This is a genomic window from Bradyrhizobium sp. ERR14, assembly GCF_014198235.1.
GTDB lineage: Bacteria > Pseudomonadota > Alphaproteobacteria > Rhizobiales > Xanthobacteraceae > Bradyrhizobium.
In genome coordinates this window covers 75,750-97,802 of sequence record NZ_JACIHD010000024.1, presented here as the reverse complement: position 1 = coordinate 97,802, position 22,053 = coordinate 75,750, and the positions used below count along the sequence as shown (strand labels likewise).

The following is a 22,053-nucleotide window of genomic DNA, read 5'->3' as shown; positions in this document are numbered from 1 at the left end:
CCCTCCGTCTTCCGGGAGTCGTCTTCAGAATCCGTCTTGCCTTCCAATGCAATAGCTAGACAAAACCCATATGCGATTCCCCTGCCCACAAGGGGAGGGTAAGCGAGACCAACCTTGACCTTCCGCCTCCAATCCGCTCCCTTTGGCGCGACACAATCACTCCCTCCAGGGAAACGCCAAGCTAAACGCCAGGGTAAGCCGCCATGTCTTTCGTCCTCGCCATCGACCAGGGCACCACCTCTTCGCGCGCCATCGTGTTTCGCGGCGACATATCCATCGCGGCGAAGGCGCAGCAGGAGTTTCCGCAACATTTTCCGGCCTCGGGCTGGGTCGAGCACGAGCCCGAGGACATCTGGACCTCGACGGTGATGGTCTGCCGCGAGGCGATCGAGCAGGCCGGCATCACCGCGAAGGACATCGCGGCGATCGGCATCACCAATCAACGCGAGACCACTGTGGTGTGGGACCGCGCCACCGGGCAGGCCGTGCATCGCGCCATCGTCTGGCAGGACCGCCGCACCGCCGACATCTGTGCCAAACTCAAGGCCGACGGCCGCGAGCCCGTGATCTCGCAGAAGACCGGGCTGATCATCGATCCCTATTTCTCCGGCACCAAGGTCGCCTGGATCCTCGACCACGTCCCCGGCGCCCGCGCCCGCGCCGCGCGCGGCGAATTGATGTTTGGCACCGTCGATTGCTATCTGCTCTGGCGGCTCACCGGCGGCAAGGTGCACGCCACCGACGCCACCAACGCCTCGCGCACGCTGCTGTTCAACATCCACACCGGCCAATGGGACGACGAACTGCTGGAGATCATCGGCGTGCCGCGCTCGATGCTGCCCGAGGTGAAGGATTCTTCCGCCCGCTTCGGCGAGAGCACGCCCGATCTGTTCGGCGGTGCCATTGCCATCTCGGGCATTGCCGGCGACCAGCAGGCCGCCACCATCGGCCAGGCCTGCTTCCGCCCGGGCATGATGAAGTCGACCTACGGCACGGGTTGCTTCGCGCTGCTCAACACCGGCACCACGCCGGTCGTCTCCAAGAACAAGCTGCTCACCACCGTCGCCTACCAGCTCGATGGCAAACGCACTTACGCGCTCGAAGGCTCGATCTTCGTCGCCGGCTCAGCGGTGCAATGGCTGCGCGACGGCCTCGGCATCATCAAGCATGCCGCCGAGACCGGACCTCTCGCGGATCAGTCCGACTCCATGCAGAGCGTCTATCTCGTTCCGGCCTTCGTCGGCATGGGCGCGCCCTATTGGAATCCGCGCGTTCGCGGCGCCCTGTTCGGCCTCACCCGCAACACCGGCCCCGCGGAGCTTGCCCATGCCGCGCTCGAAAGCGTCTGCTACCAGACTTTTGACCTCTGGGCCGCGATGCGCGCCGACTGGCCAAGCTCGGAAACCGCCAGCGTCGTGCTCCGCGTCGACGGCGGCATGACCGCCTCCGACTGGACCATGCAGCGCCTCGCGGATTTGCTGGACGCGCCGGTCGATCGCCCCGTGATCCAGGAGACGACAGCGCTGGGCGCCGCCTACCTCGCCGGCCTCCAGGCCGGCGTCTATCCCGAGCCGACCAAATTCGCCGACAACTGGCGCCTCGAGCACCGCTTCAAGCCGAACATGAGCCAGGCGACGCGTGAGCGGAAGCTCGCGGGCTGGGCGAGGGCGGTGAAGGGCGTGCTGGCGAGCGATGAGGGGGAGGGCTGATACGCCACCATCCAAATTGTCGTCCCTGCCTAGTGCGCAATTGCGCACGGGCGCAGGGACCCATACCGCGAGGTCTGTCGATGGCAGGCGGAGCCAATCCCGAACGATCGATCGTCGCCAAACCACTTCCTGTGGTTATCGCGACGAGCGCAAGCGCTCGCGCGGAGGTCCCGGATCAGCGCGCACTTAAGGCGCGCTTGTCCGGGACGACGATGAAGTGTTCAGCGTAAGCTCTGCAGTCTCGCGCTTTGAAGCCAGGTAACAAAGAATGATCCTCCCCGACGGCTATTCCGATGTGCCTGCTGGCAAGATCGCCGCCGTCGTCACCCATCTGGAGATGACCGCGCCGCCCGCGCGCCGCGACGATCCCCCCGGCGTCTGGACCCTGCGCAAGGTCGATACCCCCACGCTTCCTTGGTACCGCGATCTCTTCCGCCGCGTCGGCGAGGACTGGCTGTGGTTCTCGCGCGCCCGCATGACCGACACCGAGCTCGCCGCAACCATCCTCGCGCCTGATATCGAGGTCTACGCACTGGTCGCGCACGGCCGCGATGAAGGCCTGCTCGAGCTCGACTTCCGCGAGTCCGGCCAATGCGAGCTGGTCTATTTCGGCGTCACCGCACCCCTGATCGGCACTGGCGCCGCGCGCTTCCTGATGAACCGCGCGCTGGAGCGCGCCTGGTCGCGGGACGTCCGCCGCGTCTGGGTGCACACCTGCACGCTCGATCATCCATCCGCCGTCGCGTTTTACCAGCGCTCCGGCTTCCGCCCCTTCCGCCGCCAGATCGAAATCGCCGACGATCCACGCCTCGACGGCACGGCGCCGCGGACGGCGGCGAAGCATGTGCCGATCATTGAGTAATGCGCGAGCGAGCGTAACCCAGATGAGCGGCTGGCCCGCTGCCGGTCGGAGGCGAACGCAATCAGGCGAGCCTCACCGCATCTCGCTTTGCTCATGTCGGCTAAGATCGTCCGCTGCCACACGCTTCGTCGTCATCCTGAGGTGCGCGCTCTTGCGCGCAAGGATGGGCCGCAAGCGCCCGTGGCCCATCCTTCGAGGCTCCCCTCGCGCTGCTCGCGCATCGCAAGGCTCGCGCCTCAGGATGACGGCTGAACTTGTGGCAGCACTTGTAGCCCGGATGGAGCGCAGCGCAATCCGGGACGGGGTCCCCGTATTCCGCTGCACTCCATGCAGCTACTCCTCAAAACAACCTCTGTTCTGCCCGCGCCAGCGAAAACCCCCGCTGCATCGCGTTGAAACATGTCAACCCCGTCTGCTCCGACCGGCACGTGAATCCTCCGCGCTGCCACACCTCGCCATAGGCCAGCACCGGCAGCGAGGCGTCCATCACGGTGTCACCGGCGCAGATGCGCCCCGCGGCTCCCTTCGCGCTCATCTCGAAGGCACGGCCCCAGTCGAGCTCGCAATCGGCCGGACGGCGCGGGCGGCTCTCCATGTTCATGATGTCGCAGCGGAGCACACCCTGTTCGTTATCGGTGAAGAACTGGCAGACGATGTTCTTCGACGGTGTCAGAAAGCCGATCGGGCGATCCTGGGCGTGGGCGGCCCCGATCATCGGCAGCAGGATCGATATCAGGATCAGTCCGCGTGGCGCCGTCATGTCACTCCCACTCAGCTATCGAAATTCACCGCATTGGTGTTGGCGCCGCAGACCAGAACCGCGACGCGTTCACCGGTCGCGGGACGATAGCGGCCGGAGAGCACCGCGGCAAAGGCGGCCGCGCCGCCGGGCTCGGCGACGAGGCACAAGCGCGACCACAGGGCGGCCTGGGCCTGCCGGATCGCAGCGTCGCTGACGAGGACGACGCGCTCCACATGAGCGCGCGCGATCGGAAACATCAATTCGCCGACGCGCCGCGGCGCAAGGCTGTCGGCGGCGAGACCGCCGGCAGGCGCATCGACCGGAGCACCCGCTTCAAACGCCGTGTGCAGGGTCGGCGATTGCTCCGGCTCGACCGCGACGATGCGCGTCCTTCCCGCGAACCACGCCGCAATGCCGCCGATCAGCCCGCCGCCGCCGACCGCTACCAGCAGTGTGTCGATGTCGGGCGCGTCCTGCTCCAGCTCCAGTCCGACGCTGCCCTGGCCAAGCAGGGTTTCGGCCTGGTCGTAGGCATGGACGGCAAGCGCGCCGGTCTGCGCGACATGCGTCTCGCTCGCGGCGAGCGCATCGGCGTAGCGGTTGCCCGCGATCACGAGCTTGGCGCCATAACCCCTGATCCGCTCGGCCTTGGCAGGTGAGGTGATGTCAGGCACGAAGATCGTGGCGGGGATGCCGAGCCGCTGCGCCGCATAGGCGACGGCCGCGCCGTGGTTGCCGCCGGATGCGGCGACGACACCGGCCTGCGGCACCTGCCGCAGCAACAGATTGGCGAAGGCGCCGCGCGCCTTGAACGATCCCGAATGCTGCAGCATTTCGAGCTTGAACGTGAGGGGCGCCGCGGGCAGGCCGAAATCGGCGAGATCGGCCCGAAGAAGGGGCGTGCGCCTGATATGCGGACGGATGACCGCTTCGGTCGCCGCGATCCGCTCCCGTGTGATGTCCATTGTCGCTGTCATGATGCCGTCCAGAATAGCGCATCGGAGAGTTGACATCAATTAGGTAATTAGCAAAATAACTAAATGAAGTTTGCCGTCGCCCTGCGCGCGCTCGCCAACGAACGTCGCCTGCAGATCCTGGAATGGCTGCGGGATCCGCGGAAGCATTTTCGCGAGCAGGCCGATGGCGACCTGGTCGAGGACGGCGTCTGCGGATTGCTGATCGCCGAAAAGCTCGGCGTCAGCGCGCCGACGGTGAGCGAGCACATGCGGGTGCTGACCGCCGCCAAGCTGGTGCGCGCCAAGCGCATCAAGCAGTGGACGATGTACAAGCGCAACGAGACCGCGATTGCCGCCATCAAGCGCTCGATCCAGGACGGCCTCTGAGCGCGCAGCGCCATCGCGGGCGACGTTGCAGCCGGTGCAATGCTCCATTACCGAGATATTTCTTGCGCCGCGCCGATCAGGTCGTGGAGACTGGACGGCCCCGCCGTGTCCAACCGCTTGGAAGAGCAAGAACCATGTTCCTGATCGGCCAATATGATTCCCCCTTCGTCCGCCGCGTCGCGATTGCGCTGCGGCTTTATGGGCTCGCCCTCGACCACAAGCCGTGGTCGACCTTCGGCGATGCCGACCAGATCGCGCCCTATAATCCGCTGCGGCGGGTGCCGACGCTGGTGCTCGACGACGGCGAGGCGCTGATCGAGAGCACGGTGATTTTGGATTATCTCGACGAACTTGTCGGGCCAGAGAAGGCGATGCTGCCGCGCAGCGGCACTGAGCGGCGGAAGCATTTGCGCATCTGCGCGCTCGCTTCCGGTCTCGGCGACAAGGCGGTGAGCCTGCTCTATGAGCGCGTGCTGCGGAAGGAGCAGCTCGCGCTGTGGGTCGAGCGTTGCCAGGCGCAGATTGGCGACGTGCTGAAAGTGCTGGAGGCCGAGCGCGCCAAGGTGACGACGCCGTACTGGCTGGGCGGCCGCATCGGCCACGCCGACATCGCGGTGGCCTGCGTCGTCCGCTTCACCCGCGAGGCGCATCCGCAGCTGTTCGACACGTCGCGTTACCCGGCGCTGGCTGCGCATGCCGAGCGCTGCGAAGCTCTCGCGCCGTTCAGGGAGATCGTGCAGCCGCTGTCCCCGCCGAAGGGGTGATGCGCACTTACCCTCCCCTGGAGGGGGAGGGTCGATCGCGCGAAGCGCGAGCGGGGTGGGGTGATCTCTCAACACGGGCGCTGTTGAATGCGGAGGGACCGTCACCCCACCTCGGTCCGCATTCCGCTACGCTGCGTGCGCACCGATCCTCTCCCTCCAGGGGAGGATGGGGATCGCGGCTGGGGCTTGGGTTTCCTAGACCATGAGCCGGAAAAGTGCGAAGCGGTCTTTCGAAAAGATCACACTTAAGCAGCAAGCCAAAGTGAGACGACGATTCATCGCGCTTTAGTCCGTCATCCAGAGTTCGCGCTTTGGCGCCCCTCGGAATGACGGGGGCGACTACTTCCTCCGCGTCACGCCGTTCGTCCGCAGATACTCGTCCAGTTCAAACCCCAGATCCTCGGCACGATGGAAGTACGCCTCCGCGGCATCCGGGTCCTTCGCCATCCCTTCGCCGCGCGTCGCCATCACGCCGAGCGCTGCGGCGGCGCGGCCGACGCCGAGATCGGCGGCGCGCTTGTACCAGCGGATGGACTCACCGAGATCCTTCTCGATGCCGGGCAATTGCCCGGTGGCATGGAGCGCGCCGAGATTGGCGGAGGCGCGCGGCTGGTCGCGTTGTCCGGCCTGCTTCAGGTAGAACACTGCCTTGTCGCGGTCCCCGATGCCTTGCATCGCATAGACGAACAGCTCGAAATAGGCATCGGCGTTGCCGCGCTTCGCCGCTTCGAGATGCAATGCAAGGCTCTTGGCCACGTCCTTCGGTTGGCCGCGACCGTTGTAGGCCATCAGCCCCAGCAGGTAGCGCACGGCGCCATCGGGGTCGTCGCCTGCAAGCGCTTTCTGCGCGTAAGCATAGGCGTCGTCATATTTCCTGAACGTCCAATAGAGATTATAGGCGGTGAGATAGGCGCCGTAATCCGAGCCGAGTTCGGCCGCGCGTTTGTAGGCAGCGATCGCCGCGTCGCGATCGCGCGGCACGCCCCAGCCGTTCCAGAGGCAGCGGCCATAGTCGACCCAGGCGTTGGCGTGCCCGCCGAGCGCGACCTCATGCAGCGCCCTTGCCAGCGTGTCGCGACTCTCGACCGGCGCCTTGCCTGCCTCGATCGCCTTGAACAGGGCTACCGCGGCCAAATAGAGCTGGTCATCGCGCGACGGCGAGCGGGGTTGGGCGAGGAGCTTTGTGACGGTTTGCATGGTTCCGCTGGCATCATTTGACTTGGACGGTTGCTGCGCAACCTCGGCCACCGCCGCATCGAGCGGGACGGCATGATGCAAGACGAAGATCCCGCCAATCATCACGAGGCAGGAGCCCAGGATTTTCAGATGATTACGAATGCCGCCCTCCCGCGCGCCGGCCGGATGTTTGTCGTATCCCATCCGGTACACGAGATCGGAGCATGTGGCATCTGACGGAGTGCTGACGCGGCGGGCGATGATGGAATATTACAGGTGTTTTGCCCGACGCTGCAAATGCGGCCTCGGGGGCCCGAAATCGCTCAATCTTTTCAACCCCATCGCTACTGTGCATGGGGTTGTTTTTCAGATTTTTGGTTTTGTAGCCAGAGCGGGGCCTATCCCGCGCCCGCGCGCTTCTTCTGCCAGACCAGATGCACCGCGCAGGTGCAGCCCGGCGGATGCGAGGCGAGATCCTTCGACGTCTCGTCGTTCGCCGCCGTTGCCGCAAAGGCCTTGTCACTGTCCTCTCGCGACGGGATGTAGTTCAGCACCGGCGCGAGCCAGCGCTCGGCTTCCGCGACGCTCATGCCCTTGCGCGCGGCGTAGTCCTCGACCTGGTCGCGCTCGATCTTGCCGACGCCGAAATAATAGCTCTCGGGGCTGGCGAAATAGAGCCCGGACACGCTGGAGCCTGGCCACATCGCAAAGCTCTCGGTCAGCTTCACGCCGCAGGTCGCTTCCGCATCGAGCAGCTCGAACAGCGTCGCCTTCTCGGTGTGGTCGGGCTGCGCAGGATAGCCCGGCGCGGGGCGGATGCCCTGATACTTCTCGAGGATGAGCTCGTCGTTGGAGAGCGCCTCGTCGGGCGCGTAAGCCCAGAACTCGCGGCGCACGCGCGCATGCATGCGCTCGGCGAAGGCTTCGGCGAGCCGATCGGCCAGCGCCTTGCACAGGATCGAGGAGTAGTCGTCATTGGCCATCTTGAAGCGATCGGCGACCGCGTCCTCGCCGATGCCGGCGGTGACGACGAAGCCGCCGACATAATCGGGCACGCCCGCGGGCGCGACGAAGTCGGCGAGCGCCGCGTTGAAGCGGCCCGCGCGCTTCTCGAGCTGTTGGCGCAGCGTGTGCAGCGTCGCGATCTTCTTCGTGCGGCTCTCATCGGCATAGACCGCGATGTCGTCGCCTTCGGCGTTCGCCGGCCAGAAGCCGATCGTCGCGCGCGCCCGGAACCATTTTTCCTTGACGATGGTGTCGAGCATCTTGCGCGCGTCATCGTAGAGCGAGCGCGCGACCTCGCCGACCTTGGCGTCGTCGAGGATGGCGGGGAAGCGCCCCGCGAGCTCCCAGGTCTGGAAGAACGGCGTCCAGTCGATGCAATCGACCAGCTCGGCGAGGTCGTAGTCGTCGAAGCTGCGGATGCCGAGGAAGGTCGGCTTCACCGGCTTGTTCTTGGCAAAGTCCACCGGCACGCGATTGGCGCGGGCGGCTTCCAGCTTCAGCCGCTTCTTGTCGGCCTGCGCGCGCAGATGCGCGTCCGAGATCTTGGCGTATTCGGCGCGTACCTCGGCGGCATAGGCGTCGCGCTTCTCGGGCGAGAGCAGCGAGGACGCAACGCCGACGGCGCGGCTGGCGTCGTTGACATGCACGACGGGGCCGGCGCGATAGCTCGGGTCAATCTTGACGGCGGTATGCACGCGGCTCGTGGTGGCGCCGCCGATCAGCAGCGGCAGCTTGAGGCCCTCGCGCTGCAATTCGCCGGCGAAGAACGCCATCTCATCGAGTGAGGGCGTGATCAGGCCGGAGAGACCGACGATGTCGGCCTTCTCCGCCTTCACGGTCTCGACGATCTTGGCGGCGGGCACCATCACGCCGAGGTCGATGACCTCGAAATTGTTGCACTGGAGCACGATGCCGACGATGTTCTTGCCGATGTCGTGGACGTCGCCCTTCACGGTCGCGAGCACGATCTTGCCGGCGGACGAGGAGCCCTCCGTGCCGACGCCGTTGGCGAGGTTGCGCGCCTTCTCTTCTTCCATGAACGGCATCAGCCAGGCCACCGCCTGCTTCATCACGCGGGCAGATTTCACCACCTGCGGCAGGAACATCTTGCCGTCGCCGAAGAGGTCGCCGACCACGTTCATGCCGGCCATCAGCGGGCCCTCGATCACGTCGAGCGGACGCGAGGACTGCTTGCGCGCCTCTTCGGTGTCCTGCTCGATGAACTCGGTGATTCCATGCACCAGCGAATGCGACAGCCGCTTTTCCACCGGCCATTCGCGCCAGGCGAGATCGGCCTCCTTGGCCTGGGTCTTGTTGCCGCGGAATTTCTCGGCCAGCGCCAGCAGGCGCTCGGACGCGCCCGGATCGCGGTTGAGGACGACGTCCTCGCACACCTGCCGCAGCTCAGGATCGATGTCGTCATAGACGATCATCTGGCCGGCATTGACGATGCCCATGTCCATGCCCGCCTTGATGGCGTGATACAGGAACACCGAGTGCATGGCCTCGCGCACCGGCTCGTTGCCGCGGAACGAGAACGACAGATTGGAGACGCCGCCCGAGATGTGCGCGCCAGGCAGGTTCCGGCGGATCCAGCGCGTCGCCTCGATGAAGTCGACGCCGTAATTGTTGTGCTCCTCGATGCCGGTCGCGATCGCGAAGACGTTGGGATCGAAGATGATGTCTTCAGGCGGGAAGCCGACCTTGTTCACCAGGATGTCGTAGGCGCGCTTGCAGATCTCGGTCTTGCGCGCGAACGTATCGGCCTGGCCGACCTCGTCGAACGCCATCACGACGACAGCCGCGCCATGACGGCGGGCGATCTTGGCCTCGTGAATGAACTTCTCCTCGCCTTCCTTCATCGAGATCGAGTTGACGACCGGCTTGCCCTGCACGCACTTCAGGCCGGCCTCGATCACCGAGAACTTGGAGGAGTCTACCATCACGGGGATGCGGGCGATGTCGGGCTCGGCGGCGACGAGGTTGAGGAACGTCACCATCGCGGCTTCAGAGTCGAGCAGGCCCTCGTCCATGTTGACGTCGATAACTACTGCGCCGTTCTCGACCTGGTCGCGCGCGACCTGCAGTGCCGCCGTGTAGTCGCCGGCGGTGATCAGCTTGCGGAAACGGGCGGAGCCCGTGACGTTGGTGCGCTCGCCGACGTTCACGAACGGGATTGCGTCGGTCAGGATGAAGGGCTCGAGGCCGGAGAGCCGCAGGCGCGATGCGATCTCCGGCACGATGCGCGGCTTGTGCGGGGCGACCGCAGCGGCGATCGCCGCGATATGGTCCGGCGTGGTGCCGCAGCAGCCGCCGACGATGTTGACGAGGCCGTCGCGCGCGAACTCGCCGACGAGGCGCGCCATGTATTCCGGCGTCTCGTCATACTGGCCGAACTCGTTGGGCAGGCCGGCGTTTGGATAGGCACACAACAGCGTGTCGGCGACACGACCGATATCGGCGATATGCGCGCGCAGATCTTCTGCGCCGAGCGCGCAGTTGAAGCCGATGGTGACGGGTTTTGCGTGCCGCACCGAATGCCAGAACGCTTCCGGCATCTGGCCCGAGAGCAGGCGGCCGGATTTGTCGGTGATGGTGCCCGACACCATCACGGGCATGTCGATGCCGCGTTCTTCGGTGATCTCGGCGATCGCATAGAGCGCCGCCTTGGCGTTCAGCGTGTCGAAGATGGTCTCGACCAGCAGCAGGTCGACGCCGCCGTCGAGCATGCCACGGATCTGCTCGCCATAGGATTTGCGCAGATCGTCGAAGGTGACGGCGCGGTAGCCGGGATTGGACACGTCGGGAGAGATCGAGGCGGTGCGGTTGGTCGGGCCGATGGCGCCCGCGACGAAACGCGGCTTGCCGTCCTCCGCCTCGACGCGCCGCGCGGCATTGCCGGCGAGGCGGGCGCCTTCGCGCGCCATCTCGTAGACGATGTCGATGAGGTCATAATCGGCCTGCGCGATCGAGGTCGTGGAGAAGGTATTGGTCGCGACGATGTCGGCTCCCGCGCGCAAATACGCCGCGTGAATGTCCTCGATCGCCTGCGGCTGGGTCAGGATCAACAAATCGTTGTTGCCGCGCAGGTCGCGATGGAAGTCCTTGAAGCGCTCGCCGCGGAAGGCGGTCTCGTCGAACTGCAGGTTCTGAATCATCGTGCCCATGGCGCCATCGAGCACCAGAATTCGCTCGCGCGCGGCGTTGAGCAGGGCAGTTCGCTTGGCGGAAACGGGTACGGTCATTTTCTCTTACGCAGCCTTCTGAGCGCTCTTGGCACGGATGCCGAGCAAATGGCTGATCGCGAACACGAGATCGGCGCGGTTCATGGTGTAGAAATGGAAGGTGTCGACGCCGTGCTTGGCGAGCTTCTGGACCTGGCCGGCCGCGACGGTTGCGGCCACCAGCTTGCGAGTCTCGGCGTCGTCATCGAGGCCTTCGAATTTCGCGGCGAACCAGTCCGGCACGGTGGTGCCGGCGCGGGTGACGAAGGCTCTCGCCTGCTTGAAATTGTGCATGGGCATGATGCCCGGCACGATCGGGATGTCGATGCCGCGCGCCCGCACGCGGTCGAGATAGCGGAAGTAGAGGTCGTTGTCGAAGAATACTTGGGTGATCGCACGCGTCGCGCCGGCGTCAACCTTGGCCTGCAGCGTGTCGATGTCGTCATTGAAGTCGCGCGCTTCAGGATGCTTCTCGGGATAGGCCGAGACCGACACTTCGATGTCGCCGTGCCGCTTCTTGATGCCGGCGATGAGCTCGGGGGAGCTCTGATAGCCGTCGGGATGACTGGCATAGGGCGTGCCGATGCCGCCGGCGGGATCACCGCGCAAGGCGACGATGTGGCGGACACCGACCTCGTGATAGCGATCGACGATCTCGTCGATCTCGCCGCGCGAGGCGCCGACGCAGGTCAGATGCGCCGCCGGCAGCAGCGCGGTCTCCTTCAGGATGCGGGCGATGGTCGAATGGGTGCGCTCGCGGGTCGAGCCGCCGGCGCCATAGGTCACCGAGACGAATTTCGGGTCGAGCGGGGCGAGCCGGTTGATGGTCTCCCAGAGATTGCGCTCCATATCTTCCGTCTTGGGCGGAAAGAACTCGAAGGAGATCGCTGGCCGCTTCAGGTGCCCGTCTTGCCCGTCGGCTCGGGCAGGAATCGTCAGATCGGTCATGGCACCACTCGCTCCAGATGTGCCGCCAGATCCTGGCGGCCGACGGTCAGGTCTAGCTTGGGAAAGCTTATGATAGGGCAAAGGCGGTTTGATCGACAGCCCATCAATGATGGGAAATGGCCCACTTCTGCCAGCAATGGCTGAATTATTGAACGTCCACCGGTTTGAGTGGGATGCCGGTATCCTCATAATAATTTGCTTATTTCAAAGAGTTATAGAGGTTTTGATGGTTGTCTGAGGCAGGCAGCGTAGGTGGGCAGAATGGAATCAATGTTGCTAGGGTTACCTTTAGCCCACCATCTCGGTTCGGTCCGGTGCGCGGGCTCGCGGCCTGCACACGTCAGATCTGCGCAGCCGCCCCATTGTCGCCGCGCGGCCCTCCACTAGGTTAGCGCGCCATGATCCCGCTCTCCGTCCTCGATCTCTCCGTCGTCACCACAGGCACCAAGCCCGCCGCGGCGCTGCGCAACAGCATCGACCTGGCGCGCCATGTCGATGGCCTCGGCTATGTCCGGTACTGGCTCGCCGAGCACCACAACCTCGCCTCGGTCGCGAGCCCAGCCCCCGACGTCATGATCGGCCAGATCGCGGCGGTGACGAAGCATATCCGCGTCGGCTCCGGCGGGGTGATGCTGCCCAATCACGCGCCGCTGGTGGTGGCCGAGCGCTTCAAGATGCTGGAGGCGCTGTTTCCCGGCCGCATCGACCTCGGCCTCGGCCGGGCGCCCGGCACCGACGGAGCGACCGCTTATGCGCTCCGCAGCCGACTTGATCGCCGCGAGGGCGACGATTTCCTGGAGCGGCTGCACGAACTGATTCTGTGGGAGACCCGCGAATTTCCCGCAGGGCATCCCTACAACAACGTCGTCGCCATGCCCGACGACACCAAACTGCCGCCGGTCTGGCTGCTCGGCTCCAGCGATTATTCCTCGGAGCTCGCCGCACAGGTCGGCATGGGCTTCGCCTTCGCGCATCATTTTGCGTCCCACGATGCGGTCGATGCGATGGTGCATTATCGCAACCGCTTCCAGCCCTCGGCCTGGCGTGCGACGCCCCACGCGATCCTCGCGATCGCCGTCATCGCCGCCGATACCGACGAGGAGGCCGAACGGCTCGCCAGCTCGTTCGACCTCAACCGGCTGCGCCGCGACCGTGGTCAATATCTGCCGCTGCCGAGCGTCGAGGAGGCGGTGGCCTATCCTTACTCCGACTCCGAGCGCACCTCGATCCTCCGCAATCGCTCCCGCCTGTTCGTCGGCAGCCCCGCGACGGTGCAGAAGAAACTGCAGCCGCTGATCGACGCGAGCAAGCCGGACGAGTTGATGGTGATCACGGCGGTGTACGATCACGAGGCGCGGAAGAAGTCGTATTCGCTGCTCGCGGAGGCGTTCGGGTTGGTGAAGCCGGCGGCCGTATAGGAGCTGCCGTGTGCCCCGGACGCAGCGCAACGCTCTTTTCAGCGATGCGCTGCAGAGCCGGGGCCCATCGCAGCCCCGGGTCGCGTGGCTGGGTCCCGGCCCGCGCATTGCGCGTCCGGGACACGAGATCAATCCTGCTGCGCCTCGTTGAACGTGGCGCGGAAGGGGTGGCCGGGATACACACCGACGATGCGGAATTCGCGCGAGAAGAATTTCAGCTCCTCGATCGCGAAGGCGAGGCCCTTGTCATCGGGGTGGCCGTCGACGTCGGCGTAGAACTGCGTGGCGAAGAAATTGCCGTCGACCATGTAGCTCTCGAGCTTGGTCATGTTGACGCCGTTGGTGGCAAAGCCGCCGAGCGCCTTGTAGAGCGCGGCCGGCAAATTGCGCACCCGGAACACAAAAGTCGTGACCAGCGGGCCGGAGCCTTGCGCGGCCCATTTCGGCTCGCGCGCCAGCACCACGAAACGCGTGGTGTTGTGCGCCTCGTCCTCGATGTCCTCGGCGAGGATGTCGAGGCCGTAGATCTTGGCGGCGAGGCGGGAGGCGATCGCGGCCACCGTCTTGTCCTTGCGCTCGGAGATGTCACGAGCACTGCCGGCGGTGTCGGCATGCACGATGGGCTTGATGCCGAGCTTGCGGATGATGCGCCGGCACTGGCCGAGCGCATGCACATGGCTCTCGACGCTCTTGATGTCGTCGAGCTTGGTGCCCTTCACCGCCATCAACTGATGCCGGACGGGCAAAAACCATTCACCGACGATGAAGAGGCCGGAGGCCGGCAAGAGATGATGGATGTCGGCGACGCGGCCGGCGACCGAGTTCTCGATCGGGATCATGCCGAGATCGGCCTCGCCGGAGGAGATCGCCGACAGCGCGTCTTCGAAGGTGGCGCAGGGCATCGGCTCGGCGTCGGGATAGGCCTCGACGATGGCGATGTGGGAATTGGCCCCGGGCTCGCCCTGGAATGCGATCTTCATCTTGCTCATGTCTTAAAAATGCTCCTGGGTCGGCCTTGTAACAGCGGCTCAGGATTTGGAAAGGATGCTGCGGGCGGTTTCCAGGTCCGCAGGCGTGTCGACCCCGCGGGGTACGGTGTCGACGATGGTGAAGTCGATGCGCATTCCCGCCTCGAGCGCCCGGAGCTGTTCGAGCTTCTCCTGCAATTCCAGCGGCGAGGGTGGCAGCGAAACGTAACGCTCCAGCGCCGCGCGGCGATAGGCGTAGAGGCCGATATGGTGGTAACGCGGTCCGTCGCCGGTCGGCGCGGTCGCGCGAGTGAAATAAAGTGCACGCATGCGCCTGCCGCCGAGCGAGGTTCCGATCGCCTTCACGACGCTCGGGGCGAGGTCCTCCTCCTCGGTGTGGATCTGCGAGGCCAGTGTCGCGATGTCCACGGCCGGGTCTTGCAGGGGCGGCAGCACCTCGCGGATGTTGCCGATCGTGATCGTCGGGAAATCCCCCTGCAGATTGACCACGATCTCCGCCTTGCCGTCCGGATCGAGCTTCTGCATGGCCTCGTGGATGCGGTCGGAGCCGGAGGGGTGTGTGGGGCTGGTCATCACGGCCTCGCCGCCATGGGCCGTCACGACCGCAGCGATCTCGGGCGTATCGGTCGCGACCGCGACCCGGCCTATACCTGCGGCCTCGGCGCGGCGCAGCACGTGCACGATCATCGGCAATCCCGCGATGTCGGCGAGTGGCTTGCCGGGCAGGCGGGTGGCGGCCATGCGGGCCGGGATCAGCACCAGGATGCGAGGATCGATCATTGGGTCTAGAGATCTGAGGTCAAGAGCCTGAAAACGGGGCGTTTTCCGCGCCGAGAAATGGAGCGGGGACGGCCGAAAGCCGGGTCGCTTATACGGGTTGCCAGACCCCGGGCAAACCGATATCTCAATGGCAAAACTCGGGGAAACGATAAGGAACGTTTGATTCTCCCGAGGCTCGTCCTGGCGGCCGCCCGGCCGCTCGATCCTTCTTGCGGTGTGGGGCCTGGCCGGAAATGGACTCTTTCGAACTCAATAAAATCATGGGTGCCGTGCTTGGTACCTGTCTCTTTCTCTTGGTGACCAGCTTTACCGCCCAGGCTCTTTTCTCGCCCAAGATGCCGGAAAAGCCCGGCTTCGAGATCGCCGTGAAGGAAGACGCCGGCCACGGCAAGGAAGGCGGCGCTGCCGCCGCGGCCTCCGAGCCGATCGAAAAGTTGCTCCAGACCGCCTCCGTCGAAAAGGGCGCGGCGGCCGCCAAGAAGTGCGGTGCCTGCCACACTTTCGAGAAGGGTGGCCCGAATCGCGTCGGTCCGAACCTCTATGGCGTCGTCGGCGAGAAGAGGGGTGAGGGCCGCGGCGGCTTCAATTTCTCCGCTGCCATGAAGGGCAAGGGCGGTACCTGGACATTCGACGACCTGAACAAGTTCATCGCCAATCCGAAGGGCTTCATCCCGGGCACTGCGATGGGCTTCGCCGGTATCGCCAAGGATTCCGAGCGCGCCGACGTCATTGCCTATCTGAATTCGCTGTCAGAGCATCCTCAGCCACTGCCGACCGCGTCGAAGTAAGCCTCAAGAACCCGATCTTGGAACATGCGGCCAGGCTGAAAAGCCTGGCCGTTTCCTTATCCGGGCCTCGCGGTGAGTTTATCGGGGCGTTTGGCCGCATCCGACGGGCCGTCCGGCCTTCCAAGATGAGGAAAAAGCAACATATTCGGTCGAAACCTCGCCTATATTGGGAACTTAAAGGAGTAGCCTCCTTCAAGACAGGAATGTTGATTTGGCCATAACCCGACGTGATCTCCTGCTCACCGGCACTGCGGCCGCAGCGCTCCCCGCCCTCGGTTCCGTAGCGGGCCTTTCCGTCGTCGGCAGTGCCGAGGCGCAATCGGCGAATGAGCTTCCTTGGCGCCATGCCTTGTCGCTGTTCGGAAAGGTCAAGTACCCCGCAGATTTCAAGCGCTTCGACTACGTCAATCCGGAAGCGCCCAAGGGCGGCGTCGCGCGCCAGATCGCCGTCGGCACCTTTGACAACCTCAACATCGTGGTATCGGGTGTGAAGGGCCAGGTCGCCGGCGCCGTCGCTTTCATCTATGAATCACTCCTCACGCAGTCGCTCGACGAGGTCTCGACCGAGTACGGTGCGCTGGCCGAAGCCGTCAGCCACCCCGACGATTTCTCCTTCGTCACCTACCGCTTGCGGCCCCAGGCCAAATGGCACGACGGCAAGCCGGTCACCGCCGATGACGTGATCTTCTCGCTCGAGTCCTTCAAGAAGCACCATCCGATGTACTCGGCCTATTACAGCCATGTGGTGAAGGCCGAGAAGGTCAGCGAGCGCGAGGTGAAGTTCGTGTTCGACGCGCCGGGAAATCGCGAGCTGCCGCAGATCGTCGGGCAGCTCATCGTCCTGCCGAAGCATTGGTGGGAGGGGACTGACGCGCAGGGGCGCAAGCGGGACGTGTCCGCCACCACGCTCGAGGTGCCGCTCGGCTCCGGTCCCTACAAGATCAAGGATTTCGTCGCCGGACGGTCGATCGCTATGGAGCGCGTCAAGGATTATTGGGGCCGCGATTTGCCAGCCAATGTCGGCCGCAACAATTTCGACGAGCTGCGCTACGAATATTTCCGCGATGCTACCGTCGCGATCGAGGCCTTCAAGGCCGACCAGGTCGACTGGCGTACCGAGAACAGTGCGAAGAACTGGGCGACCGCCTACGACTTCCCGGCCGTGAGTGAGAAGCGCGTGATCCTCGAGGAATTCGCCAATCGCAGCTCAGGTGTGATGCAGGCTTTCGTGCCGAACCTGCGCCGCGGCAAGTTCAGCGATCCCCGCGTGCGGCGTGCACTTAACTACGCGTTCGACTTCGAGGAGATGAACAAGCAGATCTTCTACGGCCAGTACAAGCGCATCAGCAGCTATTTCGACGGCATCGACGAGCTCATGGCAACCGGCTTGCCGCAGGGCAAGGAGCTCGAGATCCTCGAGACCGTCCGCACCCAGGTGCCGCCCGAAGTCTTCACCACGGCCTACACCAATCCGGTCGGCGGCAGTCCGGAAGCCGTGCGCGACAATCTGCGCGAGGCGCTGCGCCTGTTCAAGGAGGCCGGCTACGAGGTGCGCGACCGCAAGCTGACCGACGTCAAGACCGGCGCGCAGTTCACGCTCGAACTGCTGAATTCGGATCCGAGCTTCGAGCGGATCACGCTGTTCTACAAGCCGTCCCTGGAGCGGCTCGGCATTGCCGTCAACGTGCGGACGGTCGACCCGACCCAGTACGAGAACAGGACGCGCGAGTGGGATTTCGACATCGTCACAAACTCGTGGGGCGAGTCGCAGTCGCCAGGCAACGAGCAGCGCGAGTTCTGGTCGACCAAGACGGCTGACATCGCCGGCTCGCGCAACATTGCGGGCATCAAGAATCCCGCAATCGACAAGCTGATCGAGCGGGTCATCTACGCTACCGATCGCGACGATCTCGTCGCGGCCACCAAGGCACTCGACCGCGTGCTGCTGTGGAATCATTACGTCGTGCCGCAATGGACTTATAACAAGGTGCGTACGGCACGCTGGGATCGCTTCGGCCGGCCGACGGAAATGCCCAAATACGGCCAATCCGGCTTCCCGTTCATCTGGTGGTACGACGCAGAGAAGGCGGCGCGGATCGCAAAGAAGTCGTGAAGGACATTCCCCGCATGACGCAGATGTCACGCCGCCACGTGCTGGCCCTCGGTGTCGGCGGCACCCTCGGGATGTCGCTGGGCGCGCAGCCGTGGCGCGGAGCGCATGCATCGGAAGCGGGGATCGAGGCTCACGGTATCTCGGCGTTCGGCGATCTCAAATATCCCGCCGACTTCCACCATTTCGACTACGTCAACGTCGATGCGCCGAAGGGCGGGACGTTCTCGCTCATTCCGTCGGTGCGCGCCTACAACCAATCCTACCAGACCTTCAACTCGCTCAACGCCTTCATCCTGAAGGGCGACGGCGCGCAAGGCATGGACATGACCTTCGCGCCGCTGATGGTGCGTGCGAACGACGAGCCTGATGCGATGTACGGGCTTGCCGCCAAATCCGTGCAGATATCGCCGGACAAGCTGGTCTACCGCTTCACGATGCGGCCGGAGGCGAAATTCCACGACGGCACGAAGCTCACCGCGCATGATGCGGCATTTTCGCTGATGACGCTGAAGACCAAGGGACATCCCCTGATCCTCGTGCAGCTGCGCGACATGGTCAGCGCAGAGGCGGTCGACGATGCAACGCTCGTCGTCACCTTTGCCAAGGGCCGGGCGCGCGACGTGCCGCTCTATGCCGCGAGCCTGCCGATCTTCTCGAAGGCCTACTACGCGTCTCGCCCGTTCGATGAATCGTCGCTGGAGACCCCGCTGGGCTCCGGTCCGTACAAGGTCGGCAAGTTCGAGGTCAATCGCTATATCGAGTATGAGCGGGTGAAGGACTGGTGGGCTTCCGATCTGCCGCCCTGCCGCGGTGCCTATAATTTCGATGTCGTGCGCTATGAGTTCTATCGCGACCGCGACGTCGCTTTCGAAGGGTTTACCGGCAAGAACTATCTCTACCGCGAAGAGTTCACCTCACGCATCTGGGCGACGCGATACGACTTCGCGGCGGTGAAGGATGGCCGCGTCAAGCTCGAGATCGTGCCCGACGACACGCCGTCCGGCGCGCAGGGCTGGTTCATCAACACCCGGCGCGAGAAATTCAGGGATCCCCGCGTACGTGAGGCCCTGATCGACGCTTTCGACTTCGAATGGACCAACAAGACCATCATGTACGGCGCCTATGCCCGTACGGTGTCACCGTTCCAGAACTCCGATCTCATGGCTAGCAATGGCCCTCCGTCGCCGGAAGAGCTGAAGCTGCTCGAGCCATTCCGCGGTCAGGTTCCCGACGAGGTGTTCGCTGCGTCCTTCGCGCCGCCGGTTTCCGACGGATCGGGGCAGGATCGGGCTCTCTTGCGCAAGTCGCAGCAGCTGCTCAACGAAGCCGGCTTTCCGATCAAAGACGGCAAGCGAATGCTGCCGAGCGGAGAGGTGTTCAAGATTGAATTCCTGGCGGAGGAGCCCTCGCTCCAGCCGCATCACGCGCCGTATATCAAGAACTTGGGGACGCTCGGCATCGAGGCGAGCCTCCGCCTCGTTGATGCCGTGCAATATCGCTCGCGCGTGGAGGATTTCGACTTTGACATGACGATCCAGCGTTTCAGCATGTCGGCGACGCCGGGCGATGCCATGCGCGCGTTCTTCTCGTCGCAGGTCGCGAACACCAAGGGCTCGTACAATCTCGCGGGCGTCGCCAGTCCGGCCATCGACGCCATGATCGAGAAGATCATGGCGGCCGACAGCCGCGAGGAATTGACCATCGCCTGCCGCGCCTTCGATCGCCTGTTCCGCACTGGCCGCTATTGGGTGCCGCAATGGTACAACAAGACGCACCGGCTGGCTTATTGGGATCAGTTCGGTCACCCGCAAAAGCTGCCGCGCTATGCCAATGGCGTCGGCGCGCCCGACATCTGGTGGCATGAACCTGCCAAGGCCGCCAAGCTCGAGCAGGCGAAGTAACCATGAGCGCCTATATCGCCCGCCGCATCCTCCTGATGATTCCGACGCTGCTCGGAATCCTCTTCGTGTCCTTCGTTGTCGTGCAGTTCGCGCCGGGCGGCCCGGTCGAACGCGTGATCGCGCAGCTCTCCGGGGCTGACACCGGCGGCACTTCGCGGATTTCGGGCGGCAGCGACTTTGCGCAGCGCGCGCCCGGGCAAGTCGGGGCCGGTGGCGACGCCATCAACTCGAAATATCGCGGCGCGCAGGGCCTTGATCCTGACTTCATCAAGAAGCTCGAGGTGCAGTTCGGCTTCGACAAGCCGGCACCGGAACGCTTCGCCCTGATGGTCTGGAATTTCGCCCGCTTCGATTTCGGCAAGAGCTATTTCCGCGACGTCAGCGTTCTGCAACTCATCAAGGAGAAGCTGCCGGTTTCGATCTCGCTCGGCCTGTGGCTGACGCTGATCACCTATCTGATCTCGATCCCGCTCGGCATCCGCAAGGCGGTGAAGGACGGCACGCGCTTCGACACCTGGACATCGACCGTTCTCGTGCTGGGCTATGCCATTCCCGGCTTTCTGTTCGCAATCCTCCTCATCATCCTGTTTGCCGGCGGTTCCTTCTTCAATTGGTTTCCGCTGCGCGGACTGACCTCCGACGGCTGGTCGCAGTTTCCCTGGTACTGGAAGATTATCGATTATTTCTGGCATCTGACGCTGCCGTTGATCGCCATGGGGCTCGGTGCCTTCACCACCATGACGTTCCTGACGAAGAATTCGTTCCTGGACGAAATCCGCAAGCAATACGTCATGACTGCGCGCGCCAAGGGCTGCGGCGAGGGCCGGGTGCTTTACGGCCACGTCTTCCGCAATGCGATGCTGATCGTGATCGCGGGCTTCCCCGGGACCTTCATCCACGCGTTCTTTTCGGGCTCGCTTCTGATCGAGACCATCTTCTCGCTCGACGGGCTGGGGCTGCTCAGCTTCGAGAGCGTGCTCAATCGCGACTATCCCGTGGTGTTCGGCACGCTCTACATCTTTTCGCTGGTCGGCCTCGTGATCAATTTGATCTCCGACCTCACCTATATGTGGATCGACCCACGGATCGATTTCGAGGCGCGGGAGGTCTGATGACGGTTACCGCGCCGACGCCGATCGAGACCACGACCCAGTCTCCGCTGGGCGAGGTCGTTCCGATCACGCGCAAGCCCTTCGCGCCTTCGCCGCTCAACAGGCGGCGGTGGCAGAACTTCAAGGCGAACCGCCGCGGCTACTGGTCCTTCTGGATATTCATCGCCCTGTTCGTGGTCTCGCTGTTCGCGGAGTTGATCGCCAACGATCGGCCTTTCCTGATCAAGTTCGACGGCCGGCTCTATTGGCCCGCGTTCGTGACCTATTCGGAAACCACCTTCGGCGGCGACTTCGAAACCGCGGCCGACTATCGCGATCCCTATTTGCAGAAGCTGATCAAGGACAAGGGCGGCAGCATCGTCTGGCCCCTGATCCGTTATTCTTACGACACCCACAATCTGGACCTGCCGACGCCTGCGCCGTCACCGCCGACATGGATGCTGACGGAAGCGCAATGCAAGCCGGTGGTGGAGAAGAAGGGGCTGAAGAGTTGCCGCGACCTCGAATATAACTGGCTCGGGACGGACGATCAGGGGCGCGACGTGGTCGCGCGGCTGATCTATGGCTTCCGCATCTCGGTGCTGTTCGGCCTTTGCCTCACGATCGTCTCGTCCGTTATCGGCATCGCGGCGGGTGCGGTGCAGGGATATTTCGGCGGCCGGGTCGATCTCATCTTCCAGCGCTTTATCGAGATCTGGACGGCGATTCCCTCGCTCTATCTTCTGCTGATCCTGTCGTCGGTGCTCGTGCCCGGCTTCTTCGTGCTGCTTGGCATCCTCCTGCTATTCTCCTGGGTCTCGCTGGTGGGTCTGGTGCGGGCCGAGTTCCTGCGCGGGCGCAACTTCGAATACATCCAGGCGGCGCGGGCGCTCGGCGTCTCCAATCCCGTCATCATGTTCCGCCACCTGCTGCCGAACGCGATGGTCGCGACCATGACGTTTCTGCCCTTCATCGTGTCGAGCTCGGTGATGACGCTGACGGCGCTGGACTTCCTCGGCTTCGGCCTGCCGCCGGGATCGCCTTCGCTCGGCGAATTGCTGTCGCAGGCCAAGGCCAATGTGCAGGCCCCCTGGCTCGGCTTCTCCGGCTTCTTCTCGGTCGCGAGCATGCTGTCGCTCCTGATCTTCATCGGCGAAGCGGTGCGCGACGCCTTCGATCCGCGCAAGACGTTCAGGTAAG

17 protein-coding genes are annotated in these 22,053 nt (G+C 64.3%); 10 read left to right on the top strand and 7 right to left on the bottom strand.

Annotation, left to right across the window (positions count from 1 at the left end; translation table 11 throughout):
- Positions 1-203: 203 nt before the first annotated feature.
- Entirely contained in the window at positions 204-1,709 is a 1,506-nt protein-coding gene (glpK, locus tag GGD62_RS35870; RefSeq protein WP_092254339.1) for a glycerol kinase GlpK, read from the top strand.
- 268 nt (positions 1,710-1,977) lie between these two features.
- On the top strand, positions 1,978-2,571 hold the full coding sequence (locus GGD62_RS35865; protein ID WP_183713119.1) for an N-acetyltransferase: 594 nt from the start codon (positions 1,978-1,980) through the stop codon (positions 2,569-2,571).
- 340 nt (positions 2,572-2,911) lie between these two features.
- Here the strand turns inward: GGD62_RS35865 and GGD62_RS35860 are convergent, their stop codons facing one another.
- Both GGD62_RS35860 and GGD62_RS35855 read right to left on the bottom strand, forming a co-directional pair.
- On the bottom strand, positions 2,912-3,331 hold the full coding sequence (locus tag GGD62_RS35860; protein WP_092254343.1) for a DUF6636 domain-containing protein: 420 nt from the start codon (positions 3,329-3,331) through the stop codon (positions 2,912-2,914).
- An 11-nt stretch (positions 3,332-3,342) separates the two neighbouring features.
- On the bottom strand, positions 3,343-4,326 hold the full coding sequence (locus tag GGD62_RS35855) for a threonine/serine dehydratase (RefSeq protein ID WP_183231193.1): 984 nt from the start codon (positions 4,324-4,326) through the stop codon (positions 3,343-3,345).
- A 27-nt stretch (positions 4,327-4,353) separates the two neighbouring features.
- Here GGD62_RS35855 and GGD62_RS35850 point away from each other — a divergent pair, with 27 nt between their 5' ends.
- Both GGD62_RS35850 and GGD62_RS35845 read left to right on the top strand, forming a co-directional pair.
- Positions 4,354-4,656: a helix-turn-helix transcriptional regulator gene (locus GGD62_RS35850; protein WP_018318809.1), complete on the top strand. Its 303-nt coding sequence runs from the start codon at positions 4,354-4,356 to the stop codon at positions 4,654-4,656.
- Between the two features lie 134 nt (positions 4,657-4,790).
- Positions 4,791-5,420, top strand: coding sequence for a glutathione S-transferase family protein (locus GGD62_RS35845; RefSeq protein ID WP_183713116.1), 630 nt, complete (start codon positions 4,791-4,793; stop codon positions 5,418-5,420).
- A gap of 339 nt (positions 5,421-5,759) precedes the next feature.
- Here GGD62_RS35845 and GGD62_RS35840 read toward each other — a convergent pair whose 3' ends face one another.
- The 3 genes from GGD62_RS35840 to metF all read right to left on the bottom strand — a co-directional run bounded on the left by GGD62_RS35840 (position 5,760) and on the right by metF (position 11,773).
- Positions 5,760-6,800, bottom strand: coding sequence for a tetratricopeptide repeat protein (locus tag GGD62_RS35840; RefSeq protein ID WP_183238215.1), 1,041 nt, complete (start codon positions 6,798-6,800; stop codon positions 5,760-5,762).
- Between the two features lie 194 nt (positions 6,801-6,994).
- Complete coding sequence (metH, locus tag GGD62_RS35835) at positions 6,995-10,846, bottom strand: methionine synthase (protein WP_183713113.1); 3,852 nt, start codon at positions 10,844-10,846, stop codon at positions 6,995-6,997.
- 6 nt (positions 10,847-10,852) lie between these two features.
- Entirely contained in the window at positions 10,853-11,773 is a 921-nt protein-coding gene (metF, locus tag GGD62_RS35830) for a methylenetetrahydrofolate reductase [NAD(P)H] (protein ID WP_183713110.1), read from the bottom strand.
- A gap of 398 nt (positions 11,774-12,171) precedes the next feature.
- Here metF and GGD62_RS35825 point away from each other — a divergent pair, with 398 nt between their 5' ends.
- Complete coding sequence (locus GGD62_RS35825) at positions 12,172-13,191, top strand: LLM class flavin-dependent oxidoreductase (protein WP_018318804.1); 1,020 nt, start codon at positions 12,172-12,174, stop codon at positions 13,189-13,191.
- Between the two features lie 128 nt (positions 13,192-13,319).
- Here the strand turns inward: GGD62_RS35825 and GGD62_RS35820 are convergent, their stop codons facing one another.
- Positions 13,320-14,180 carry a prephenate dehydratase gene (locus tag GGD62_RS35820; RefSeq protein ID WP_018318803.1) on the bottom strand — a complete coding sequence of 287 codons (861 nt, stop codon included), beginning with the start codon at positions 14,178-14,180 and terminating at the stop codon, positions 13,320-13,322.
- 39 nt (positions 14,181-14,219) lie between these two features.
- On the bottom strand, positions 14,220-14,960 hold the full coding sequence (locus GGD62_RS35815) for a 3-deoxy-manno-octulosonate cytidylyltransferase (RefSeq protein WP_018318802.1): 741 nt from the start codon (positions 14,958-14,960) through the stop codon (positions 14,220-14,222).
- 233 nt (positions 14,961-15,193) lie between these two features.
- On the opposite strand from GGD62_RS35815, the gene GGD62_RS35810 reads away from it, so the two are divergent.
- The 5 genes from GGD62_RS35810 to GGD62_RS35790 all read left to right on the top strand — a co-directional run bounded on the left by GGD62_RS35810 (position 15,194) and on the right by GGD62_RS35790 (position 22,052).
- A complete protein-coding gene (locus GGD62_RS35810) occupies positions 15,194-15,748 on the top strand; it encodes a cytochrome c family protein (RefSeq protein WP_092254355.1) in 555 nt (184 codons plus the stop codon).
- Positions 15,749-15,959: 211 nt separating this feature from the next.
- On the top strand, positions 15,960-17,861 hold the full coding sequence (locus GGD62_RS35805) for an extracellular solute-binding protein (RefSeq protein WP_092254357.1): 1,902 nt from the start codon (positions 15,960-15,962) through the stop codon (positions 17,859-17,861).
- A gap of 14 nt (positions 17,862-17,875) precedes the next feature.
- Positions 17,876-19,762, top strand: a complete 1,887-nt coding sequence (locus GGD62_RS35800) for an extracellular solute-binding protein (protein ID WP_183238219.1) — start codon at positions 17,876-17,878, stop codon at positions 19,760-19,762.
- Positions 19,763-19,764: 2 nt separating this feature from the next.
- Entirely contained in the window at positions 19,765-20,874 is a 1,110-nt protein-coding gene (locus GGD62_RS35795; protein ID WP_092254361.1) for a microcin C ABC transporter permease YejB, read from the top strand.
- Positions 20,874-22,052, top strand: a complete 1,179-nt coding sequence (locus tag GGD62_RS35790; protein WP_026202073.1) for an ABC transporter permease — start codon at positions 20,874-20,876, stop codon at positions 22,050-22,052. The genes GGD62_RS35795 and GGD62_RS35790 overlap by 1 nt, the downstream gene beginning before the upstream one ends.
- Position 22,053: the final 1 nt, after the last annotated feature.

Coding starts and splice junctions, on each gene's coding strand:
- glpK (WP_092254339.1), top strand. CDS start 204: ATGTCTTTCGTCCTCGCCATCGACCAGGGCACCACCTCTTCGCGCGCC.
- GGD62_RS35865 (WP_183713119.1), top strand. CDS start 1,978: ATGATCCTCCCCGACGGCTATTCCGATGTGCCTGCTGGCAAGATCGCC.
- GGD62_RS35860 (WP_092254343.1), bottom strand. CDS start 3,331: ATGACGGCGCCACGCGGACTGATCCTGATATCGATCCTGCTGCCGATG.
- GGD62_RS35855 (WP_183231193.1), bottom strand. CDS start 4,326: ATGTCAACTCTCCGATGCGCTATTCTGGACGGCATCATGACAGCGACA.
- GGD62_RS35850 (WP_018318809.1), top strand. CDS start 4,354: ATGAAGTTTGCCGTCGCCCTGCGCGCGCTCGCCAACGAACGTCGCCTG.
- GGD62_RS35845 (WP_183713116.1), top strand. CDS start 4,791: ATGTTCCTGATCGGCCAATATGATTCCCCCTTCGTCCGCCGCGTCGCG.
- GGD62_RS35840 (WP_183238215.1), bottom strand. CDS start 6,800: ATGGGATACGACAAACATCCGGCCGGCGCGCGGGAGGGCGGCATTCGT.
- metH (WP_183713113.1), bottom strand. CDS start 10,846: ATGACCGTACCCGTTTCCGCCAAGCGAACTGCCCTGCTCAACGCCGCG.
- metF (WP_183713110.1), bottom strand. CDS start 11,773: ATGACCGATCTGACGATTCCTGCCCGAGCCGACGGGCAAGACGGGCAC.
- GGD62_RS35825 (WP_018318804.1), top strand. CDS start 12,172: ATGATCCCGCTCTCCGTCCTCGATCTCTCCGTCGTCACCACAGGCACC.
- GGD62_RS35820 (WP_018318803.1), bottom strand. CDS start 14,180: ATGAGCAAGATGAAGATCGCATTCCAGGGCGAGCCCGGGGCCAATTCC.
- GGD62_RS35815 (WP_018318802.1), bottom strand. CDS start 14,960: ATGATCGATCCTCGCATCCTGGTGCTGATCCCGGCCCGCATGGCCGCC.
- GGD62_RS35810 (WP_092254355.1), top strand. CDS start 15,194: ATGGACTCTTTCGAACTCAATAAAATCATGGGTGCCGTGCTTGGTACC.
- GGD62_RS35800 (WP_183238219.1), top strand. CDS start 17,876: ATGACGCAGATGTCACGCCGCCACGTGCTGGCCCTCGGTGTCGGCGGC.
- GGD62_RS35795 (WP_092254361.1), top strand. CDS start 19,765: ATGAGCGCCTATATCGCCCGCCGCATCCTCCTGATGATTCCGACGCTG.
- GGD62_RS35790 (WP_026202073.1), top strand. CDS start 20,874: ATGACGGTTACCGCGCCGACGCCGATCGAGACCACGACCCAGTCTCCG.